Here is a 21,766-nt window from a genome sequence, read left to right on the forward strand (position 1 = left end):
TCAGTCCTCCAGAGCGGCGAGGCCGGGCAGCGTCTTGCCCTCGAGGTATTCGAGGCTGGCGCCGCCACCGGTCGAGATGTGGGAGAAACCGTCTTCGGGCAGGCCGAGCTTGCGCACGGCCGCCGCCGAGTCGCCGCCGCCCACGACCGTGAACGCGTCGGAGGCGATGAGCGCCTCGGCCACCGCGCGGGTGCCGCCGGAGAACGCGTCGAACTCGAACACGCCCATCGGGCCGTTCCAGAACACGGTCCGCGCGTCGGCGAGCCGGCTCGCGAACAGCTCGCGGGTGCGAGGCCCGATGTCGAGGCCCTCGCGGTCGGCCGGGATCGCGGTCGCGTCAACGGCCTCGTGCTCGGCGTCCTTGGCGAACTCGGTCGCGGCCAGGACGTCGACCGGCAGGACGAGCTCCACGCCGCGCTCCTCGGCCTCCTTGAGGAAACCGCGGACCTTGTCGAGCTGGTCCTCCTGCAGGAGGGAGTTGCCGACCTCGTGACCCTGGGCCTTCAGGAAGGTGTAGGCCATGCCGCCGCCGATGAGGAGACGGTCGACCTTGGCCAGCAGGTTGGCGATGACGCCGAGCTTGTCGGAGACCTTCGCGCCGCCGAGGACCACGGCGTACGGGCGCGCGGGGTCCTCGGTGAGCTGCTTCAGCACCTCGACCTCGGCCGCGACCAGGCCGCCGGCCGCGTGCGGCAGGCGCTGCGGCACGTCGTAGACGCTGGCGTGCTTGCGGTGCACCGCGCCGAAGCCGTCGCCGACGTACAGGTCGGCGAGGCCGGCCAGGGCGTCGGCGAACGCGCTGCGCTCGGCGTCGTCCTTGCTGGTCTCCCCCGCGTTGAACCGGAGGTTCTCCAGCAGGGCGACCTCGCCGTCGGCGAGCGCCTCGACGGTCGCCTTGGCGGAGTCGCCGACGGTGTCGGTGGCGAAGCGGACCTCGTGGCCGAGCAGCTCGCCCAGGCGTTCGGCCGCGGGCTTCAGGGAGTATTTCGCCTCAGGAGTGCCCTTGGGGCGCCCGAGGTGGGCGCACACGATTACGCGTGCGCCCCTGCCGGCGAGGTCCTTGATCGTCGGCACACTGGCGCGGATCCGGCCGTCGTCGGTGATGACCCCGTCTTCCATGGGGACGTTCAGATCGGACCGGACCAGGACCCGCTTGCCGCGGACGTCGCCGAGCTCCTCGATCGTACGGAGTGCGCTCAAAGCCGCGAACCCACCAGCTTGACGAGGTCGACGAGGCGGTTGGAGTAACCCCACTCGTTGTCGTACCAGCCGACGACCTTGGCCTGGTCGCCGATGACCTTCGTCAGGCCGGCGTCGAAGATGCAGGACGCCGGGTCGGTGACGATGTCGCTGGAGACGATCGGGTCCTCGGTGTAGGTGAGGATGCCGCGCAGCGGGCCCTCGGCGGCGGTGCGCAGCGCGTTGTTGACCTCTTCCACCGTGGTCTCACGCGACAGCGTGACGGTGAGGTCGGTGGCCGAGCCGGTCGGGACCGGGACACGCAGGGCGTAGCCGTCGAGCTTGCCCTTGAGCTCGGGCAGCACCAGGCCGATGGCCTTGGCCGCGCCGGTGCTGGTCGGCACGACGTTGATCGCGGCGGCGCGGGCCCGGCGCAGGTCCTTGTGCGGGCCGTCCTGGAGGTTCTGGTCCTGGGTGTAGGCGTGGATGGTGGTCATCAGGCCACGCTCGATGCCGAACGTGTCGTTGATCACCTTGGCCATCGGGCCCAGGCAGTTGGTGGTGCAGGACGCGTTCGAGATGACCGTGTGCTGGTCCGGGTCGTACGCGTCGTCGTTCACGCCGAGGACGATCGTGACGTCCTCGTTCTTGGCCGGCGCGGAGATGATGACCTTCTTCGCGCCGTTCTCGGCGTGCACCTTCGCCTTGTTGGCGTCGGTGAACAGGCCGGTCGACTCGATGACGATGTCGACGCCGAGGTCGCCCCACGGCAGCTTGGCCGGGTCGCGCTCCTCGAAGACCTTGATGGAGTGCCCGCCGACGGTGATCTCGTCGGCGCCCGCCTTCACTTCCTCCGGCAGCCGGCCGAGGATGCTGTCGTACTTCAGCAGGTGAGCGAGCGTGGCGTTGTCGGTGAGGTCGTTGACCGCCACGATCTCGACATCGCCACCGGCGGCGTTCAGAGCGCGCCAGAAGTTGCGGCCGATACGGCCGAAGCCGTTCACGCCAACCCGGATGGTCACGGCACCATTCTCCTTCGTCCCCGGCCGTCTACCGGGGGCATTGACTTGATGTTTTTTCAGACCCGACCTTATCGAACCCGGCTGGGGAACCTGTCACCGCAGCGCCGGAGGCGATCGGTCCACCGCCCGGCCGGGAGCCAACATCCATGGCGGGCGGCGGACCACGGGGAATCCTAATTGGTCTAGACCATGTTGGTCCAGTCATGGTCTAGACCAAATTGGGGGGAACCGGACGGAATGGCCGCCCATCGAACAATGCACGAACCCAGGCGATGGTGCTGTTTCGCCGGTCAGGGGTCCGTTTCACCGCAGATAACGACGAAGTAGGTGTCATGAACGAACCGTCGGCGCCGCCTCGCGGAGGCAACGGCAAGGCCATCGTCATCGGAGTCCTCGCGACCCTCCTCGGCGCCGGCCTGTGGGCCGTCGTCACCGTGCTCACGGAGCACGAGTTCAGCCTGGTGGCGATCGGTGTGGGCGCGCTGGTCGGCCTGGCGATGTTCAGCGCCCGGCCCACGAGCGCGGGCGTCGCCGTGGTGGCGGCCCTGCTCACGGTCATCGGCTGTGCCCTCGGGGAGTTCCTGGCGATCCCGGCCTATGTGGCGCACAAGAGCGATCTGGCCTTCTCCCGGCTCATCAGCCTCGAACTCCACCACCCGAAGCTGTACTTCGACTCCCTGGACGGCAAGACGTACCTGTTGTGGGGGATCGGCGCCGTCGCGGCGTTCAGCATGGTCTTCCGCCGCATCCAGGCCGCCCGCTCGTCGTACGGCGCCGCGCCTCAGCCCTACCCCGCGTCCCAGCAGTCCGGCGAGCCGCAGCAGCCGTATCCGCCGTACGGACAGCAGCAGTACGGTCAGCCGCAGCCGTACGGCCAGGGCGAACACCCCGGGCGGCCGTACCCGCCGCGCTGAACCTCCCCGAGCAGTCGAAGGCCCGCCGCGCGGACGTACGGCGGGCCACCTCGCCGGGACGGCCCGATCAGGGGGCGAGCATGTCGGCCGTGACGTTGGCCTCGGTGCCGTCGATGCCCTGGTCCATCGCGCGCTTGTCGGCCATGGCCAGCAGACGCCTTATACGGCCGGCGATGGCGTCCTTGGTCAGCGGCGGGTCGGCGAGCTGGCCGAGCTCCTCCAGCGAGGCCTGCTTGTGCTCCAGGCGCAGGCGGCCGGCCGCGACGAGGTGCTCGGGGGCGTCGTCGGCGAGGATCTCCAGGGCACGCGCCACCCGCGCGCCGGCGGCCACCGCGGCGCGTGCCGAGCGGCGCAGGTTGGCGTCGTCGAAGTTGGCAAGGCGGTTCGCCGTCGCGCGTACCTCCCGGCGCATCCGGCGCTCCTCCCACGCGAGCACCGAGTCATGGGCGCCGAGCCGGGTCAGCAGCGCCGAGATCGCGTCGCCGTCGCGTACGACCACGCGGTCCACTCCGCGTACCTCGCGGGCCTTCGCGTGGATCCGCAGCCGACGGGCCGAGCCGACCAGGGCCAGCGCGGCCTCCGGGCCCGGGCAGGTGACCTCAAGCGACATCGAGCGTCCGGGCTCGGTAAGCGACCCATGCGCCAGGAACGCCCCCCTCCACGCCGACTCGGCATCACAGGAGGCCCCCGCCACCACGTGCCGCGGCAGCCCGCGTACGGGGCGGCCGTTGTTGTCGATCAGCCCGGTCTGGCGTGCCAGGGACTCACCGTCACGGAAGACCCGTACGACGTAGCGGTTGCCCTTGCGCAGCCCGCTCGGCGCGAGCACCACGACGTCGGAGGTGTGACCGAAGACCTCGGCGAGGTCCTTACGCAGGCGCCGCGCCGCGGATCCGGTGTCGAGCTCCGCCTCTATCACGATCCGTCCGCTCACAATGTGCAGCCCTCCGGCGAAACGCAGCAGCGTCGACACCTCGGACTTGCGGCAGCACGGCTTCATGACGGACAGCCTGCTCAGCTCGTCCTTCACCACGCCGGTCATCGCCATGGATGTGATCCTCCCCCTGTTGCCAACATCCCGTCACGGCAGTCTGGCCGAATCTCGCCGCGTCACGTGGCCGCTGACGAAGATCTGTGCGAACGCTTGGGCCAACCGTGCCGGATCATGCCGTGGAGATCCATCTTCCGCGGCCACGTCGGCCAGCGCCAACCGTCCCCCCAGGGCACGGACCGCCTTTTCGAGAACATCGGGCTCATCCACGAGATTCCGGTCGGCGAGCACGACATCGACCTGCAGCTCGGGCGCGTGCGCGCGCAGCACCTCCAGGTGCGTCTGCGGCGAGAAGTCGTCGGTCTCCCCCGGCTGCGGTGCCAGGTTGAGCGCGACCAGCCGTTTCGCCTTCGTACGGGTCAGCGCCCTGGCCAGTTCGGGGACCTTCAGGTGCGGCAGGACGCTGGTGAACCAGGAGCCGGGCCCGAAGATGATCCAGTCGGCCTCCTCGACGGCGAGCAGCGCCTCCGGGGAGGACGGCGGGTCCTCGGGGACCAGCGAGACGCTGAGCACCTGACCGGGCGTCTTGGCGCAGGCCACCTGGCCGCGTACGTGGGTGATGCTGTCGGGTGCGTCGGGGTCGGCGCCCCGCACCTCCGCGACGATGTCGAGCGGCACCGAGGCCATGGGCAGCACGCGGCCCTTGGCGCGCAGCAGCCGGCCCATCCAGTCGAGCCCGGCGACGGGGTCGTCGAGCAGCTCCCAGAGCGCCACGATCAGCAGGTTGCCGACCGCGTGCCCGTGCAGCTCGCCCTGGCTGAGGAAACGGTGCTGGACCACCTCGCTCCAGGTGCTGCCCCAGTCGTCGTCGCCGCACAGCGCGGCGAGCGCCATACGCAGGTCGCCCGGGGGCAGCACGCCGAGCTCGCGGCGCAGCCGCCCGCTCGACCCCCCGTCGTCGGCGACCGTCACGATCGCCGTCAGCCGGTCGGTCACCCGCCGCAGCGCGGACAGTGAAGCGAACAGCCCGTGCCCGCCGCCGAGGGCGACGACCTTGGGGGAAGCCACGTCGTGTTATTCCCGTCCGAGATCGCGATGGACGACCTGGAGGTCCAGACCTTCGTCGCGAAGCCGGCCACCGAGCTGCTCGGCCATCGCGACACTGCGATGCTTGCCGCCGGTGCACCCGACGGCGAGCGTCACGTAGTGCTTGCCCTCGCGTTCGTACCCCTCCACCAGCAGCCGCAGCACCTCGGTGTAGGCGTCGAGGAACTCCTTGGCGCCCGGCCGGGACAGGACGTAGTCGCGGACGGCCGCGTCCCGTCCGGTGTGCGGGCGCAGCTCGGGGATCCAGTGCGGGTTGGGCAGGAACCGGCAGTCGACGACGAGGTCGGCGTCGACCGGCAGGCCGTACTTGTAGCCGAACGAGACGACCGTCGCGCGCAGGCTGGACTCGTTGCCCTCGCCGCCGAAGAAGCCGACGATCTTGGCCCGCAGCTCGTGGACGTTGAGGGAGGTGGTGTCGAGGACCAGGTCGGCCTCGGCCCGGACCTCTCGCAGCAGCTCGCGCTCGCGGGCGATGCCGTCGACGATCCGCCCGTCGGCCTGGAGCGGGTGCGGGCGCCGTACGCTCTCGAACCGGCGGACCAGGACATCGTCCGAGGCCTCCAGGAACACCACCCGGGGGTGGGCGCCGCGGGCCTCGAGCTCGTCGAAGGCGGACTGCAGGTCGGTGGTGAACGCCCGGCTGCGCACGTCGACGACGACCGCGATGCGGGGCACCGCGCCCTGACCGCGCTCGGCGAGGTCGGCCATGGTCGCGAGCAGGCCGGGCGGCAGGTTGTCGACGACGAACCAGTCGAGGTCTTCCAGAGACTTCGCCGCCGTGCTGCGACCAGCGCCGGACATGCCGGTAATGATCACTATGTCGGGCACTTGAGGTGTCCCGCCGATGGTGCCGGCCGTGGTGTTCATCCCATCCCCCCACACGTACACGCCGTTCGCCGTACGCGCCCCGCCGCGACGCCTCTCGGCGGAACCTCGCGCTCCTGGCCGCGCACTCTCATCGAACCGCACGCCCGGCCCCCCGGACGCGCCAATCCGCACACCTGCCCGCCGGACACGACCCGGCGGGCCGCCCGGACGGCCGCGACCGGCGGATCGCGTCTTTCGGTCCCGGTCACGTCCGGTCTCCCCCATCCTGCGCGTGCAGTGCCGCCACAATGGTCTCAGCGGTACGGCGGCCGATGCCCGGCACCTCGGCGATCTCGTCCGGGCCCGCCTCCTTGAGCAGCTTCACCGAGCCGAAGTGCTTGATCAGGGCCGTACGGCGGCTCGGCCCCAGGCCCGGGACGGCGTCGAGCTCACTCACGATCATGCCCTTGGACCGCTTGCTGCGGTGGAACCGGATGGCGAAGTCGTGGGCCTCGTCGCGCGCCCGCTGCAGGAGGTACATGCCCTCGCTGTTGCGCGGCAGGATGACCGGATCCTCCTCGCCGGGCAGCCAGACCTCCTCCAGCCGCTTGGCGATGCCGCACAGGCTGACGTCGTCGATGCCGAGCTCGTCCAAAGCGCGCTGGGCGGCGGCCACCTGCGGGGCTCCGCCGTCGACCACGACGAGGTTCGGCGGGTAGGCGAACCTGCGCGGCCGGCCGGTCTCGGGGTCGATCGGGCCGCCCTCCTCACGCTCGCCGAGGACGTCCAGCTCGCCGGTCTTCTCGGTCTCCTCCAGATAGCGCTTGAACCGCCGCCCGATCACCTCGTTGATGGACCGGACGTCGTCCTGGCCCTCGACGGTCTTGATGGAGAACCGGCGGTATTCGCTCTTTCGCGGCAGGCCGTCCTCGAAGACGACCATCGAGGCGACGACGTGGGTGCCCTGGAGGTTGGAGACGTCGTAGCACTCGATGCGCAGCGGCGCCTGGTCGAGCTCCAGCGCGTCCTGGATCTCCTGCAGGCCCTTGCTCCGGCTCGTCAGGTCGGCCGCCCGGCGCGTCTTGTGCTGCTTGAACGCCTCCTTGGCGTTGCGCTCGACCGTCTCCATCAGCGTCTTCTTGTCGCCGCGGAGCGGTGTCCGCAGGTCGACCCGGCCGCCCCGGTGCTCGGCGAGCAGCTCGACCACCGCGTCGTGCTCGGGCGGCAGCGTGGGTACGAGGATCTCGCGCGGCACCGTGTCGCCGGCCGCGTCGCCGTACATCTGCAGCACGAACTGCTCGACGAGCTCGCCGGCGGTGATGTCCTCGACCTTGTCGACGACCCAGCCGCGCTGGCCGCGGATGCGCCCGCCACGTACGTAGAACACCTGGACGGCGGCCTCGAGCTGGTCGTCGGCGAGGGCGATCACGTCGCAGTCGGTGTTGTCGCCGAGGACCACCGACTGCTTCTCCAGGGCGCGCTGCAGCGCCCGGATGTCGTCACGGAGCCGCGCCGCGCGCTCGTACTCCTGCTCCCCCGCGGCGGCGCGCATGTCCTTTTCCAGCGCCTTGATGAATCGTGCGGTGTCGCCGGCCATGAAGTCGCAGAAGTCTTCGGCGATGTCGCGGTGCGCGTCCTCACCGACCCGGCCGACGCAGGGCGCCGAGCACTTGCCGATGTCGCCGAGCAGGCACGGTCGGCCCATCTGCTGCTGCCGCCGGAACACCCCGGCCGAGCACGTACGGACCGGGAAGACCCGCAGCAGGAGGTCGACGGTCTCGCGGATCGCCCACGCGTGGGAGTAGGGCCCGAAGTAGCGGACGCCCTTCTTCTTGGCCCCCCGCATCACCTGCACCCGGGGCACGTCCTCGTTCATCGTCACGGCGAGGTACGGGTAGGACTTGTCGTCGCGGTACTTGACGTTGAACCTCGGGTCGTACTCCTTGATCCAGGAGTATTCGAGCTGCAGCGCCTCGACCTCGGTGCGGACGACGGTCCACTCGACGCCCGCCGCGGTCTGCAACATCGTCTGCGTACGGGGGTGCAGGCCGGCGAAGTCGGCGAAGTAGGAGTTGAGCCGGGCGCGCAGGTTCTTCGCCTTGCCCACGTAGATGACCCTGCCGCTGCTGTCGCGGTACCGATAGACCCCGGGCGATTCGGGGATGGTGCCGGGGGCGGGCCGGTACGTCGCCGGATCTGCCACGTCCGTCAGCCTAGTGCCGCGCCGAAGGACGTACGCCGCGTTGCCCGGGTGCGTCCCGGCCCGGTCCGTCCGCCAGCATGCTCGCCCCCTCCTCCGCGTCTGTCTCTAGTATCCCGTGACACCGTCGATCCGTTCACGCAGGAGGTCGGCGTGGCCGTTGTGGCGGGCGTACTCGGCGATCATCTGCACCAGCGCCCAGCGCAGCGAGAAGGGCTCCTCGGTACGCCGCCGCGTGCCGGTCTCGTCGAGCGAGGCCGCGCCCGCGACGATCTCGCGGGCCTGCCGGCACTCCTCCCGCCACAGCGCGAAGGCCTCGGCGACGTCGCCGTCCAGGGAGTCGAAGTCCTGGTTGGGGTCGTCGTCGGAGTAGTAGAGCAGCGGGACGTCCTCCCCGGCGAACTGGATGCGGAACCACCACCGCTCGACCCCCGCGAGGTGACGCAGCAGACCGTGCAGGCTGAGCCCGGAGGGCGGAACCCCTCTTTCGGACAGCCGCCCGGGCGCGACCCCGGCACACTTGAGCGCGAACGTCTCCCGGTGCCAGTCGAGGAATCCGGTCAGCACCTCGCGCTCGTTTCCGAGGGGTGGCGCGGGCGTACGGGTGTCGGCGGCCCACGGCTGCGCATAGTTGTCGTCGGGTATCTCGGCCATGGCAAGAGCATGCCAGCGACCACCGACAAGATGAGCTGGCGCCGGCAGGCGCTTACGAAGGCGTCAGCCGATCCCGTCCACCCGACAGCCACCCCCGCGTCCGGAGCGGGGGGCGCGTCACCCGGCGGAGGCCCGCGCGTCCGGCAGGGGGTAGATCGTGAGGGGACTGGTCCAGCGGCGCTACGCGCGCTTCATGCGGGGGTGGTCGACCTTGCAGGACGGGGAGTCGAATGGGTCGGGCCATCGACCCGCTCTTCCACGGCGGCCGCCGCACCCCCCGCTGGACGAATCGGGAGTCGCGCCTGCAGCACGCAGGCGGCCGCTGCGGATCAAGGCCGGGCGGAGACGGCCGGTGACGATCGGCTGAACCCGCGAAACGGGAAACCACCGAGCCACACCTTGGACACGGTCATCCGGGGCTGCCACCATCCCACGCTCGAAGAACCCGGGGACCGGCGCCGACCGGGCCGGCAACCTCGGCCACGCCTCGCGGCACGTGCGTCCCGGCGGATCTCGGCCACGCGGAGACGGCCGGAGACGATCTATCGAACGCGTTGGGTCCTGGCGACGCCGATGGTCAGGTCTCGGTCGTGGGTCGGCTGGCGGGTGCCGGCCCTGCCGCTCTCACGGGGGTCGTGATCGCGGGTGTCGTCCGCGCCGCCGGGTAGGGGCCGCCGCCGGGCGGTCGGCGGTGTCACGCGCTCCCCTTGGTGGCAGGCCATCGCGAGGCGTGCTCGGCTCGCGGTCAGCCGGCGGCAGAGATCGGCCATCGCCCACCGCCTGCGCCACCAGGTGCGGCAAGACGCACGCGAGCGCGTCCCGACCAGCGGTCAGTCGATGGCCGAGATCAGCGCAGATATGGCATAAGGAGCTGCGGGCAGGCGGGCAGGCGGGCAGGCGGGCAGGCGGGCAGGCGGGCAGGCGGGCAGGCGGGCAGGCGGGCAGGCGGGCAGGCGGGCAGGCGGGCAGGCGGGCAGGCGGGCAGGCGGGCAGGCGGGCAGGCGACGGATGTTCGGCCGAGAGGTCCGTGGGCGTCAAACGGGCCTGCCGACCCCCGACGGGCGTTGGCCCAGGCCTACCGGCCCCCGGTTCATCGGCGAGATCCTCTGCGCCTGACGGTCGCTCGGGGGAAGGTCCGGTCGCGGTCCCGACGGCCGGGACCGCGGCCGGACCAAAGGCGTCAGCCGAGCTTCAGCTCGCCGTTCTCCACCTTGACGGACTTGGACGCCAGGGGCTTGTCGGCGGGGCCCTTGGCGACCGAGCCGTCGGTCACGTTGAAGGCGCTGCCGTGGCACGGGCAGTGGATCTGACCGCCGGAGACGGAGCCGACCGTGCAGCCGCGGTGGGTGCAGACGGCGGTGAACGCCTTGAACTCGCCCTGCTTCGGCTGGGTGACGACGACCTTCTCCGACTTGAAGATTTTTCCGCCGCCGACGGGAATGTCGCTGGTCTTGCCCAGGCCGCCACCGCTCTTCGAGGCGTCACCCGAGGAGTCGTCGTCCTTCGAGCCTCCGCAGGCGCTCAGGGTGCCGGCGACGCCGACGAGGCCGACTCCGACCAGCATCCCCCGGCGGGTGGATCCTGGCTCGGGCTGGGACGGATCGAACGGCATGTGGTTCCTCCTTGGCTTCGGGGTCTTCCTTCCTTGCACGGAGGAGCCACCGGATCGGTTCAACACCCCGCCCGGAAACTTACTTTGGTCACACGTGTCCCACTGGTCACCCGAGAACCTTGGCGAGGAACTGGCCGGTGTGGCTCTCCTCCACCTTGGCGACCTCTTCGGGTGTGCCGGTGGCGACGACGGTGCCGCCGCGGGAACCGCCCTCCGGACCCATGTCGATGATCCAGTCGGCGGTCTTGATGACGTCGAGGTTGTGCTCGATCACGATGACGGTGTTACCCCCGTCGACGAGACGGCCGAGCACGCCGAGGAGCTTGCGGATGTCCTCGAAGTGCAAACCGGTCGTCGGCTCGTCGAGTACGTAAATGGTACGGCCCGTCGAACGACGCTGCAGCTCAGATGCCAGTTTGACCCGTTGTGCCTCGCCGCCGGACAGCGTCGGCGCGGGCTGGCCGAGGCGTACGTAGCCCAGGCCCACGTCGTTGAGCGTCTGCAGGTGGCGCCGGATCGCCGGGATGGCCTCGAAGAACTCCAGGCCCTCCTCGATCGGCATGTCCAGGACCTCGGAGATGGTCTTGCCCTTGTAGTGGACGTCGAGGGTCTCCCGGTTGTAGCGGGCCCCGTGACAGACCTCACAGGGGACGTAGACGTCCGGCAGGAACTGCATCTCGATCTTGATGGTGCCGTCGCCGGAGCAGGCCTCGCACCGGCCGCCCTTGACGTTGAAGGAGAACCGGCCCGGCTGGTAGCCGCGGACCTTCGCCTCGGCGGTGGCGGCGAACAGCTTGCGCACGTGGTCGAAGACGCCCGTGTAGGTGGCCGGGTTGGACCGCGGCGTGCGGCCGATCGGCGACTGGTCGACGTGGACGACCTTGTCGACCTGGTCGAGGCCGTTGATGCGCTTGTGCCGGCCCGGGACCGTGCGCGCGCCGTGCAGCTGCTTGGCGAGTGCCAGGTAGAGGATGTCGTTGACCAGGGTCGACTTGCCGGAACCCGACACCCCGGTGACCGCGGTGAACACGCCGAGCGGGAACGCCACGTCGACGTCGCGCAGGTTGTGCTCGTGCGCGCCCTTGACGGTCAGCTCGCGGCCCCGCTGCCGCTTGCGCCGGCCCTCCGGGACCGGGATCGCGTCGCGGCCCGACAGGTAGGCGCCGGTCATCGAGCTCTCTGAGGTGAGCAGGTCATCGACCGTGCCGGAGACCACGACCTGGCCGCCGTGCTCGCCCGCGCCCGGGCCGATGTCGACGACCCAGTCGGCGGCGCGGATGGTGTCCTCGTCGTGCTCGACGACGATCAGCGTGTTGCCGATGTCGCGCAGCCGGATCAGCGTCTCCAGCAGGCGGTGGTTGTCGCGTTGGTGCAGCCCGATGGACGGCTCGTCCAGGACGTAGAGCACGCCGACCAGGCCGGAGCCGATCTGGGTGGCGAGCCGGATGCGCTGGGCCTCGCCGCCGGCCAGGGTCGCCGAGGCGCGGTCGAGGGTGAGGTAGTCGAGCCCGACGTCGAGCAGGAAGCCCAGCCGGGCGTTGATCTCCTTGAGGACGCGCTCGGCAATGTGCTTCTCGCGGTCGTTCAGCTCCATGGCCAGCAGGAACTTGGCGCACTCGCCGATCGGCATGGAGGCCACGTCGGCGATCGATCGTTCGTTGACCGTGACGCCGAGCACGACCGGCTTGAGCCGCCGGCCCTCGCACGCGCGGCACGGGATCTCCCGCATGTAGCCCTCGAAGCGCTCACGGCTGGAGTCGCTCTCGGCCTCGGAGTGGCGCCGCTGGACGTAGGGGATCACGCCCTCGTACGTCGTGTAGTAGGACCGCAGCCGGCCGTAGCGGTTGCGGTAGCTCACGTGGACCTGCGTGTCGTGGCCCTTGAGGACCGCCTTGCGCGCCGCGGCCGGGAGCCGCTCCCACGGGGTGTCCAGGTCGAAGCCCATCGCATCGCCCAGCGCGCCGAGCAGCCGCAGGAAGTAGTCGCTGACGTGGCCGCCGGACCACGGTGAGATCGCGCCCTCGCCGAGGGTCTTCTCCACGTCGGGGACGATCAGCTCGGGGTCGACCTCCATGCGGGTGCCGAGGCCGGTGCAGTCCGGGCAGGCGCCGTACGGGGAGTTGAACGAGAAGGACCGTGGTTCCAGCTCGTCGAACGACAGGTCGTCGTAGGGGCAGTAGAGGTGCTCGGAGTACATCCGCTCGCGGCGCTCGTCGTCCTCGGGCAGGTCGACGAAGTCGAGGATGATCGTGCCGCCGGTCAGCCCGAGCGCGGTCTCGACCGAGTCGGCCAGGCGGCGCCGGGCGGAGTCCTTGACGCTCAGCCGGTCGACGACGACCTCGATGTCGTGCTTTTCGTACTTTTTAAGCTTCGGCGCCTCGTCGAGACGGACGATCGCCCCGTCGACCCGCGCCCGCGAGAAGCCCTTGGTCTGCATCTCGCGGAACAGCTCGCCGTATTCGCCCTTGCGCCCGCGGATGACCGGGGCGAGCACCTGGAAACGGGTGCCCTCCTCGAACTCCATCAGACGGTCGACGATCTGCTGGGGGGTCTGCTTGTGGATCGTGCGGCCGCAGACCGGGCAGTGCGGGTGGCCGATGCGCGCCCACAGCAGCCGGAGGTAGTCATAGACCTCGGTGATGGTGCCGACCGTCGAGCGGGGGTTCTTCGAGGTGGACTTCTGGTCGATCGAGACCGCGGGCGAAAGGCCCTCGATGAAGTCGACGTCCGGCTTGTCCATCTGGCCCAGGAACTGCCGCGCGTACGCCGAAAGCGATTCGACATAACGGCGCTGGCCCTCGGCGAAGATCGTGTCGAACGCGAGACTGGACTTGCCAGAGCCGGACAGCCCGGTGAAAACGATCAGCGCGTCACGCGGCAGATCGAGCGAGACGTCCTTGAGGTTGTGTTCACGTGCTCCGCGCACGATGAGACGGTCAGCCACGGCGAATCCGCAATCCCCTTGTGAGCCTGGTTAGAGACAGGTCGGCTTCAGGCTAACGAGTGGGTGCGACGGTTTCTTCCAGATGACCTCAGCCGACCCCCGCGTCGCAGGTGAACCGTACACGTGTTCGAATGAGAGCCGCTACCGGAACACGCTACTCCGGGCCGTCGTCGAGGGCTCGCTCCAGGTAGCGATCGGCGGAGCGGCGCACGGCCGCGGCCCCGTCCGTACGGACGACCCGGCCCCACCAGCCCCCGTACACGCGCTCGAACGGATAGGGCTCCATCAGCCGCAGCGCCCGGCGGATCACCCGCGGGCGCTCGGGGATGAGGTTGGGATAGGAGTACATGAAGCCGACGTGGCGCCGGTCCGGCACGACCGTGAAGATGTCGCCGGACAGCAGCGCTCCGCGTCCCTCCTCGCCGTCGCGCCAGTGCAGCACCTGCCCGCCGGCGAAGTGCACGCCCGCGTTGACCAGCGTCAGGCCGTCGCCGATCTCGTGGGTCTCGCCCTCCCAGAAGACGACGGAGTCGTCCGGCCGCGCCACCCACGGCCGATCGGCCGCGTGGATGTGGACCGGCGCGTCGAAGGCGTGCGCCCACTCGATCATCGAGCCGTAGAAGTGCGGATGGCTGATCGCGATCGCCGCGACCCCGCCGAGCTCGCGCACCTGGGAGACCAGCTCGTCGTCGAGGTAGCTGATCATGTCCCACAGGACGTTGCCCGACGGCGTACGGACGAGGAGCGCGCGCTGGCTGATCGCCGTCGGCGGCTCGGCGCCGACCCCGACGATCCCCGGCCCCTCCTCGGCGACCTTCCCCCGGTGCCCGGCCTCCCGCAGTCCGGCGAGGGTCGTCCACCGCTGGCCGTCCCAGCCGACGTACTGCCGCTCGTCCTCGCAGATGGGGCAGTCCTCACGCGGCGCGCCGTACTGCACCCCGCACGTCCGGCAGATGGGAAGATCCTCGCGCATGGGCCGCAGCGTACCCCCGCGATCCGGACCGGCGGCGGCCCCGCGCCCCGCCGTGGAAGGATGGAAACACGCCGGCGAACCGGCCGGTGGCCGATAGGAGGACACGTGAGCTACACAGGCGACGTCGAGGTCGGCGGCGGCCCCGACGTACGAGAACTCCCCGGCTTGGCGATCACGAAGCTGGCCGTCGGACCGTATGACAACAACGCCTATCTGCTCCGCTGCACGGCCACCGGCGAACAGGTCCTGATCGACGCCGCGGCCGAGCCCGAAAGACTGTTCGGCCTGATCGGCGACGGTCCGCTCTCCCGCGTCGTCACCACGCACCGCCACCAGGACCACTGGGGCGCCCTGACCGCGGTGATCGACGCCACCCACGCGCGGCTCGTGGCCCATCCGGACGACGCCGAGGCGCTGCCGCTGCCGGTCACCGAGCCCGTCGAGCACGGCGGCACCGTACGAGTCGGCCGCAGCACGCTGTCCGTCATCCACCTTCGCGGGCACACGCCCGGCTCGATCGCGCTGCGCTATGACGACGACGGCACGCCGCACCTGTTCACCGGCGACAGCCTCTTCCCCGGCGGCCCGGGCAACACGTGGGGCGACGCGACGCTGTTCACCCGGCTCATGAACGACCTCGAGGAGCGCGTCTTCGGCACGCTTCCGGACGCCACGTGGGTCTATCCGGGCCACGGCAGGGACACGACGCTCGGCAAGGAACGCCCGCACCTGCCGGAGTGGCGCGAACGCGGCTGGTGACCGGCGCGGATCGCCGGGCGTGACCGCTGCGATTCCCGCGTTCATGCAGCATGATTGAGGGAATGTGCATGCTCACGGTCTCGGTGAGACGGTAGGGGAAAATGACCGGCGTGACCAACCAGGTGCCCGATGCCGAAGGCCTGACGGACGTGGAGCTCGCGGCGCGGCTGCGCATGACGCTGGGCCGGCTCAACCGCCGGGTCCGTCAGCACGGCCCGCAGAGCCTGTCCTCGAGCCAGGCCTCGACGCTGGCCAGCGTCGAGTCGCTGGGTCCCGTACGCCTCGGCGACCTGGCCGCGCACGAGGGCGTCACCGCCCCGACGCAGAGCCGGCTCGTCGGGTCGCTGGAGCAGCAGGGTCTCCTGCGGCGCATGCCGGACGTCGAGGACCGGCGGGCCACGCTGCTCGCCATCACGGCGCAGGGCCGGCGGCAGCTCGAACAGCTCCGCGGCGAGCGGTCGGCGTTCCTCGTCGGCCAGCTCGGCACGCTCACGCGGGAGCAGCGCGGGGCCCTGGTGACCGCGCTCGGCGCGCTGGAGGCCCTGGCCGGCAACCCCGAGCGGCGGTAGGTCTTCTGTCTCCGGAGAACGTTTCCGCGACGGCGCGCGGTGGGACGTACGAAACGACGTCGCCGTCAGAGATGGATCCCCCGTGTCGATACAAGGCGAGATCAAGCAGCAGGTCGCCGGCGTGCTGGAGCTTTCGGCGGAGGCGCGCGACTCCGTCGAGGAGGCCGCCGAGCTCATCGACTCGACCCTGGGGCGCCTGAGCGCCCTGCTCGAGACCTCGCGCGACCCCAAGGCGGCGCAGGCCGTACGCTCGCTCATCCTCGCCCGTGACCGTCTCACCGAGACGTCCGGGCTGTTCGGGCGGGTCGTGGAGGACCTGCCGGTCTTCCTGGACCGCCTCGGCGGCGTGCCGGCCGTCGACGCGGCGGGCGGTGCCTCCGTCGCGACGTCGCACAAGAGGACCGGCGAGAAGGGCTCCCCGGTGACGCGGCCGCGGAAGGCGGAGGACCCCGTCACCGAGGAGAAGACGTTCCGTGCCTGGTGGGGTTCGAAGACCCGGGAGATCGCCGACGCCGGTTCGGCCGAGAGTGTCATCGGGGAGGCCGCGGACCGGCTCTTCTCCGACGGCGTACGCGGCGTCGCGGTCCGCATCGGCGACGGCGCGCCGGAGGGCGCCCCGCTGCGGATCTACATCGACCGCGGCACCGATCGCGCGGCGGTCTCCTGGCAGGGCGCCCCCGGCATCGAGTCCGGTGTCGACGCCGACCAGCCGCTGATCGCCAAGGACGATCCGGAGATGCCGCCGGTGACGATCCCGGCCGAGCGGGCCCGCGTCACGCCCGCGGCCGCGATCCGCGCGGCACGGGAGTACGTCGAGACCGGGCAGCGTCCCACCTGCCTGGACTGGCACGCCGACACCACGCCGCCGACGCCCGAATCGACCGAGGAACGGCGGGAGAACCTCGACCGGGAGAAACGGCGGAAGAAAGGCGAACGCGACGGCCGGTGACCGCCGCGCTCGCCCCTGGATCAGCCGAGTCCCGACTCAGTGACCGGGGTGGAAGTGACCCGGCACGCCGATCGGACCGCCGGTGTTGACCGTGCCGGGACGGTTCCAGCCGCCCGGATGGGCGGGCACGATCGGGTGAACGGGCCCACGCGGGTTGTTCCACCCGGGACGGCCCGGGACGGGCATGCCCGGGTGGTTCCAGCCGCCCGGATGGGCGGGCACGATCGGGTGAACGGGCCCACGCGGGTTGTTCCACCCGGGACGGCCCGGGACGGGCACGATCGGGTGGACCGGCACGACCGGATGGTTCCACCCAGGACCGCCCGGGACGGGCGGGACCGGATGGTTCCATCCGGGACGGCCCGGCCGGATCCAGATGGGCCGGTGCAGCACCATGCCCGGGCGGTACCAACCGCCGGCGCGGAAGACCGGTGCGGCCGGGCGGTGCCACCAGCCGTGGTAAGGCGAGGCGACCCGGAGGACCTCGGCCACCGGGGCGCCGTTCGGGACGCACTGAACCGATACGTTGCCGGCTTCGGCGCTGTTCGCCGTGAGCTCGATGCCGCCGACGCTCAGCACGTCGGTGCCGCGCACGTACGGGGCCCAGACGCCGGCGAGGTCGCCGGAGATCGCCCCCTGCGGCGGCACGGCGCCACCCACGCCCGACACCTGGAACGCAGTGTTCTCCGCGCCGCGGACGTTGATCCAGGCGGTCGCGCTCCAGGAGTCGATGGGGATCGGCGCCTGGAGGCTGAGGCTCGAGATGCGCAGCCGGAAGCTTGCCGGGCCGCTGAATGTCGTCCCGGGCGAGGACAGCCATCCGTTGAGGATGGCGGGCGTCTGCCCGAAGTTGGAAATGTTGCAGGTGAAGGCGGCGGAGAAACCCGAGGCCTGTGCGGGCGCCTGGGCGGCGATGGCACCGAGGCCACCGATCACCAGGGCCGTCGTGACGGTCGCGGCGTGTTTGCCGAGCATCGTGGTCATCTGAGCTCCTTGGAGTTCTGTCTCAGTGACCGACGTCATCATGATCGAGACACGAGGCGAATCTCCCACGGCGCCCTTTGCCAGGTCCGATGACAATTACTACCGGGCCATGAGCAGGCCGCCGATCGGACCTCCCGGATACCGCTTTACAGGGCGATTTCCAGCCTTGAACATTGTGGTGGTCGAAGAAAGGGACGCCATGAGGTGGCTGGACCGGCATAGGCAGCGCAAATTGGACAGGTCCATTCCGGCCACCAGGAATTCCCGCGAGGAAGACGAAGAATCCGCCGACTTTTCCGACGGCCAGGAGACGATCGAGTCCCTCCGCGCCCGGCCCGGCGACCCGCGTGCCGTACGGACGCTCGCCCGGCGGCTACGCGACGGCGCCGTCGGCCTCCCGCCGGCCGGGACGATCGCCGCGCTGGAGGAGAGCGAGCGGCTGTACATGTCCCTGCCCGGCGACACCGCGGTGGCGGCACTCGCCGACGTCCGGTGCCGGAAGGGACAGGCGCAGGCGTCGGCCGGCCTCGGCGCCTCTGCGGTCCTCACGATGGACGAGTCGCTCTCGGTCTATGACGCCCTCGGCGCCAACCGCCCGCACTCGCCGTACTCCCTGGACTACGCCCACGCGTTCCTCATCAACGCCGGCATCCTGCGCCGCTACGGCGATCCCGACCTGGCGGTCGCGTCCGCGGACGGCGCCATCCGGCAGTACCTCCACCGGCGGGACGAGATCAACTCCTCGCTCCGGCAGGCGGTCCACATCGGACGCTTCCACCAGGCTCTGGCGATCGCCTCGGAGTTGCACGCGGCGGGCGGGCGGTTCGGCCTGGCCCACCAGGTCGACGCCATGGCGATCGAGGGCGCCCCGCGAGCCGGCGACATGGCCGTACGGGCGCGGGCGCGCAAGGCGGTGCACCTGCGGGCCGACGGGCGCGCGCGGGAGGCCGACGAGCTGTCCCGGCACGTGCACGCGTCGTCCCCGAAGGCGCTCGCGGAGGCGGAGGACGTCTTCGCCCGGTCCGAGCGGCTGACACTTCGCCAGGCGGTCGGGCAGGCGCGGTCCGCGCTCGGCGAGCAGGCCGTGCCGCCTCCACTCGACGCCCTCCTCACCGACCCCAGCCAGGTGCTCGAGGCCGGCTGGTGCGTGTCGCTGCGCGGCCCGGAGGACGTCATGGCCACCGGCGCTAGTCACCTCGTACGCGCCTCCCTCGCCCTCCCGGACGGCGCCGGTGAGCTCCGGCGGACGCTCGCGCTGGAGGCGCACTACCTGTTCGCGGTCGCGTCGCTCGAACAGGTGCCCGACCTGCGCCATCGGTTCGGCTCGCACGGCAGCGACTGGGCGCGCGCGCTCCTGTGGCTGACCCGGTCGGCGCGGGACGGCGACGCGGCGCTGGCCGACGACCTGGCCGGCTGGCTGCGCGGGGTCCTCCTGCGGCTCCGGCCGTACGCGCTGGTCGACGCGGAGGCCCAGACCGCCTTCGAGGAGGGCAACCGGTTCGTCCTGTCGCGCCCGGAGGGGTGAGTCAGCGCGCGGTGGCCGGGGTGCCGAAGGCGGTCAGGAAGCGGTCGCGTAAGGCCTTCATCGGCCAGACCGGGGCCTTGGCGCCCGGCCGCAGGCCGTCCTGCCAGCCCCACCCGGAGATCTTCTCCAGCACCTTCGGATCCTTGGCCACGATCGTGATCGGCACGTCGCGGTTGGGGTCCTGGCCGGTGACGATCGGGGCGGGCTGGTGGTCGCCGAGGAACACGAGCACGAGGTTGTCGTCGCCGTACGTCCGCACGTACGAGACGAGGGCGTTCAGGGTGTACTCGATGGACTTGCGGTACGCCGTGCGGACCCGGCCCGGGCTGCGCCACACGGCCTCCGGGCTGTCGCCGGCCGCGGCCATCGGGCCGAAGACCGAGCCGTCACCGACGGAGTTCCAGTCGACCAGGCCGGAGGGCGTGGGCGCCCACGGCGCGTGGCTGGTGACGAGAGGGAGCTCCGCCATCACCGGGGCGTGGCCCGGCGCGGCGCGCTCGAGGCGCTGGAAGGCCGACAGGTTGAACTGGTCCGGCGGGGTGCCCCAGTTGAAGCGCGGGCCGCGGTAGCCGATCGTCCAGCGGTCATAGACCTGCTGGTAGCCGTAGAAGGACGCCTCCGGCCACGCGCCGGTGGTGCCGGGCATGACGGCGGCGGTGTGCCAGCCCGCGCGCCGGAAGGCGTCGCTGAGCGTCAGGCGGTGGCTCTTGACCAGGCTGTCGTACCGCTGCTGGTTGTTGATCCACAGCCCGGACAGCAGCGTGGAGTGCGCCAGCCAGCTTCCGCCGCCCGCCGTCGGGGAGGTGAGGAAGGCGCTGCGCGAGCCGAACCCGGCCGCGCGCAGCTGGGCGCTCCCGGCGTCCAGGACCGCGTCGACCTGCGGCGCGTACTTCGGGCTCTCGATCGCGTTGCGCCCGTAGCTCTCCACGAAGGCGAGAAGGACGTCCTTGCCGCGCAGACCGGTCAGCAGCTGCGCGTCCGGAGTTCCGGCGAAGGCGTCGACGGCGGACTCCTTGGCGAACGTCTTGCGGTCCGCCAGGCTCCTCTGCACCTGGAGCAGCCGCCCGGTGGCGACGCCGGCGACCGGCACGCCCGGCACGAGCTGCGCGCCGAGCGCGGCGCAGGTGACCCAGGCGACCCCGAGGACCGCGACGGCGCCGGTCGCCCTGGCGTTGTGCCGTACGACGAGGCGGGTCAGGCGCATGATCGACAGCGTCATGAGGACGAGCACCGCGAGGGCGAGGATCACCGCCACGACCGCGGCGCCGATCGCGCCGGCCACCCCGACGGACGCATGGAGGAACTGCACGCCGGCCCCGAACAGCGGCCAGTCGAACACCAGGTTGAACGGCCGGGCCAGCACGGCGGAGAAGCCGATGTCGACGACCTTCACGATCGCCAGCAGGCCGAGGATCACCCCCACGGGTACCGCCGCGATCCTCTTGGCCCGCGCGGGAAGCACGAGGACCAGGACGACGCAGAGCAGTCCCTCCAGCGGGATCCGCACGAACGCGGCCGGGGTGAGGGTGGTGATCTGGTTCGGCGCGATGAGGGCGAACAGCACGAACAGGCAGGCCAGGACGGTGATCACCCGGCCCGCGACCGGGTGCCGCCGGCCGGCGGCGTCGGGGCTGTCGGCCGGCCGCCGGCGGAAACGCGTGAAGAACGACAAGTCCAGAGGCCTTCCTGGGGAGGGGCGAGGAGAGCCGGCCCCTATCTCCGGCCGACGCCCACCATCTACACGAACGGCCACCGGCCGCGGTTCAAAATCGGGCGAATCGATCGACGGGCACGCCATCGTTCATGCGGCCGGCTCGGCGAGAAATGCCTCGATCGCCGGTTTCATCCGGGGGTCGAACAAGGCGGTGGCGTGGCTCCGGCCGGGGAGCAGGAGCAGGCGCGCGCCGGGAACGCCGGACGCGGTGGCGCGGACCAGGCCGGGTGGCACGAGCCGGTCGCGGGTGCCGCCCACGACCAGCGTGGGCACGCCGATCTCGCCGAGCCGCCCGGTCACGTCCCAGCCCTGGACCGCCTCGACCAGGGCGGCCTCACCGGGTTCCCGGGGGCGGCCGCGGGAGAGCCCGAACGCGGTCAGCACCAGCAGGCGCAGCGCACCGTGGGCGACCAGGCGGCTGCCGATCCGGGCCGCGGACCGCCCCTCGCGTTCCAGCTCCACCATCCGCAGCAGCTCGCGCAGGCCCTGCTCGTCGCCCCGGCTCGCGGCGACGCACAGCACCAGCCGCCGTACGGTCCCCGGATGGTCCAGCGCCAGCTGCAGCGCGGTGATCCCCCCGCCCGAGGTGCCCATGACGTCCACCGGCTCCCCGAACCGCCCGGCCAGCGCGGTCGCGTGCCACCCGGCCAGATCGGCGATGGTCATCCCCGGCGGCGGGCGCACCGGCCGGTGGACCAGGTGGACCCGCCGCCCGAACCCGGTGGCGAGCGCGGAAGTGGACCAGGCCGCCGGCCGCGGCACCCGTACGGACAGGTCGGCGCCCCGCCCCAGGCCCGGCAGGACCACCAGCGGCGGCCCCTCCCCCGCGGCGACCGCCGACAGACCGTCGTTCAACCGCTCGC

Annotated in this window: 18 protein-coding genes; 5 read left to right on the top strand and 13 right to left on the bottom strand. The window is 71.3% G+C overall.

The genetic code is table 11. The features are described 5' to 3' along the window. Together QWU11_RS22700 and gap are read right to left on the bottom strand one after the other, a co-directional pair. Nucleotides 1-1,200 (bottom strand): phosphoglycerate kinase, encoded by a 1,200-nt coding sequence (locus QWU11_RS22700; RefSeq protein WP_290116314.1) that lies wholly within the window; start codon nt 1,198-1,200, stop codon nt 1-3. Continuing rightward, nucleotides 1,197-2,201, bottom strand: coding sequence for a type I glyceraldehyde-3-phosphate dehydrogenase (gene gap, locus QWU11_RS22705; RefSeq protein WP_290116315.1), 1,005 nt, complete (start codon nt 2,199-2,201; stop codon nt 1,197-1,199). Before gap ends, QWU11_RS22700 begins: the two co-directional genes overlap by 4 nt. 332 nt (nt 2,202-2,533) lie before the next feature. On the opposite strand from gap, the gene QWU11_RS22710 reads away from it, so the two are divergent. Beyond that, nucleotides 2,534-3,115 carry a hypothetical protein gene (locus QWU11_RS22710; protein WP_290116316.1) on the top strand — a complete coding sequence of 194 codons (582 nt, stop codon included), beginning with the start codon at nt 2,534-2,536 and terminating at the stop codon, nt 3,113-3,115. Nucleotides 3,116-3,182: 67 nt separating this feature from the next. On the opposite strand, the gene whiA is transcribed toward QWU11_RS22710, so the two are convergent. The 8 genes from whiA to QWU11_RS22750 all read right to left on the bottom strand — a co-directional run bounded on the left by whiA (nt 3,183) and on the right by QWU11_RS22750 (nt 14,403). Then, a complete protein-coding gene (gene whiA / locus QWU11_RS22715) occupies nt 3,183-4,163 on the bottom strand; it encodes a DNA-binding protein WhiA (RefSeq protein ID WP_290116317.1) in 981 nt (326 codons plus the stop codon). 33 nt (nt 4,164-4,196) lie between these two features. Further along, nucleotides 4,197-5,174 carry a uridine diphosphate-N-acetylglucosamine-binding protein YvcK gene (gene yvcK, locus QWU11_RS22720; protein WP_290116318.1) on the bottom strand — a complete coding sequence of 326 codons (978 nt, stop codon included), beginning with the start codon at nt 5,172-5,174 and terminating at the stop codon, nt 4,197-4,199. A gap of 6 nt (nt 5,175-5,180) precedes the next feature. Continuing rightward, nucleotides 5,181-6,080: an RNase adapter RapZ gene (rapZ, locus tag QWU11_RS22725; RefSeq protein WP_290116319.1), complete on the bottom strand. Its 900-nt coding sequence runs from the start codon at nt 6,078-6,080 to the stop codon at nt 5,181-5,183. 205 nt (nt 6,081-6,285) lie between these two features. Beyond that, complete coding sequence (uvrC, locus tag QWU11_RS22730; RefSeq protein ID WP_290116320.1) at nt 6,286-8,223, bottom strand: excinuclease ABC subunit UvrC; 1,938 nt, start codon at nt 8,221-8,223, stop codon at nt 6,286-6,288. Between the two features lie 105 nt (nt 8,224-8,328). Further along, nucleotides 8,329-8,874 carry a DinB family protein gene (locus tag QWU11_RS22735; RefSeq protein WP_290116321.1) on the bottom strand — a complete coding sequence of 182 codons (546 nt, stop codon included), beginning with the start codon at nt 8,872-8,874 and terminating at the stop codon, nt 8,329-8,331. 1,180 nt (nt 8,875-10,054) lie between these two features. Next, entirely contained in the window at nt 10,055-10,486 is a 432-nt protein-coding gene (locus tag QWU11_RS22740) for a Rieske (2Fe-2S) protein (protein WP_290116322.1), read from the bottom strand. Between the two features lie 106 nt (nt 10,487-10,592). Then, complete coding sequence (gene uvrA / locus QWU11_RS22745; protein WP_290116323.1) at nt 10,593-13,430, bottom strand: excinuclease ABC subunit UvrA; 2,838 nt, start codon at nt 13,428-13,430, stop codon at nt 10,593-10,595. Nucleotides 13,431-13,584: 154 nt separating this feature from the next. Beyond that, on the bottom strand, nt 13,585-14,403 hold the full coding sequence (locus QWU11_RS22750; RefSeq protein ID WP_290116324.1) for a hypothetical protein: 819 nt from the start codon (nt 14,401-14,403) through the stop codon (nt 13,585-13,587). A 105-nt stretch (nt 14,404-14,508) separates the two neighbouring features. Here QWU11_RS22750 and QWU11_RS22755 point away from each other — a divergent pair, with 105 nt between their 5' ends. From QWU11_RS22755 to QWU11_RS22765, 3 genes are all read left to right on the top strand, one after another. Further along, nucleotides 14,509-15,162: an MBL fold metallo-hydrolase gene (locus QWU11_RS22755; RefSeq protein WP_290116325.1), complete on the top strand. Its 654-nt coding sequence runs from the start codon at nt 14,509-14,511 to the stop codon at nt 15,160-15,162. 101 nt (nt 15,163-15,263) lie between these two features. Then, nucleotides 15,264-15,731 carry a MarR family transcriptional regulator gene (locus QWU11_RS22760; RefSeq protein ID WP_290116326.1) on the top strand — a complete coding sequence of 156 codons (468 nt, stop codon included), beginning with the start codon at nt 15,264-15,266 and terminating at the stop codon, nt 15,729-15,731. Between the two features lie 82 nt (nt 15,732-15,813). Then, nucleotides 15,814-16,680, top strand: coding sequence for an Imm1 family immunity protein (locus QWU11_RS22765; protein ID WP_290116327.1), 867 nt, complete (start codon nt 15,814-15,816; stop codon nt 16,678-16,680). Between the two features lie 36 nt (nt 16,681-16,716). Here the strand turns inward: QWU11_RS22765 and QWU11_RS22770 are convergent, their stop codons facing one another. Continuing rightward, a complete protein-coding gene (locus tag QWU11_RS22770; RefSeq protein WP_290116328.1) occupies nt 16,717-17,664 on the bottom strand; it encodes a hypothetical protein in 948 nt (315 codons plus the stop codon). 232 nt (nt 17,665-17,896) lie between these two features. Between QWU11_RS22770 and QWU11_RS22775 the strand changes: the two genes are divergently transcribed. Next, nucleotides 17,897-19,189, top strand: coding sequence for a hypothetical protein (locus QWU11_RS22775; RefSeq protein WP_290116329.1), 1,293 nt, complete (start codon nt 17,897-17,899; stop codon nt 19,187-19,189). 1 nt (nt 19,190) lies between these two features. Here QWU11_RS22775 and QWU11_RS22780 read toward each other — a convergent pair whose 3' ends face one another. Further along, nucleotides 19,191-20,861: a sulfatase gene (locus QWU11_RS22780; RefSeq protein ID WP_290116330.1), complete on the bottom strand. Its 1,671-nt coding sequence runs from the start codon at nt 20,859-20,861 to the stop codon at nt 19,191-19,193. A gap of 129 nt (nt 20,862-20,990) precedes the next feature. Beyond that, a complete protein-coding gene (locus QWU11_RS22785) occupies nt 20,991-21,758 on the bottom strand; it encodes an alpha/beta fold hydrolase (RefSeq protein WP_290116331.1) in 768 nt (255 codons plus the stop codon). Between the last annotated feature and the right edge of the window lie 8 nt (nt 21,759-21,766).

It is taken from the genome of Actinomadura sp. DC4 (assembly GCF_030406325.1).
GTDB lineage: Bacteria > Actinomycetota > Actinomycetes > Streptosporangiales > Streptosporangiaceae > Actinoallomurus.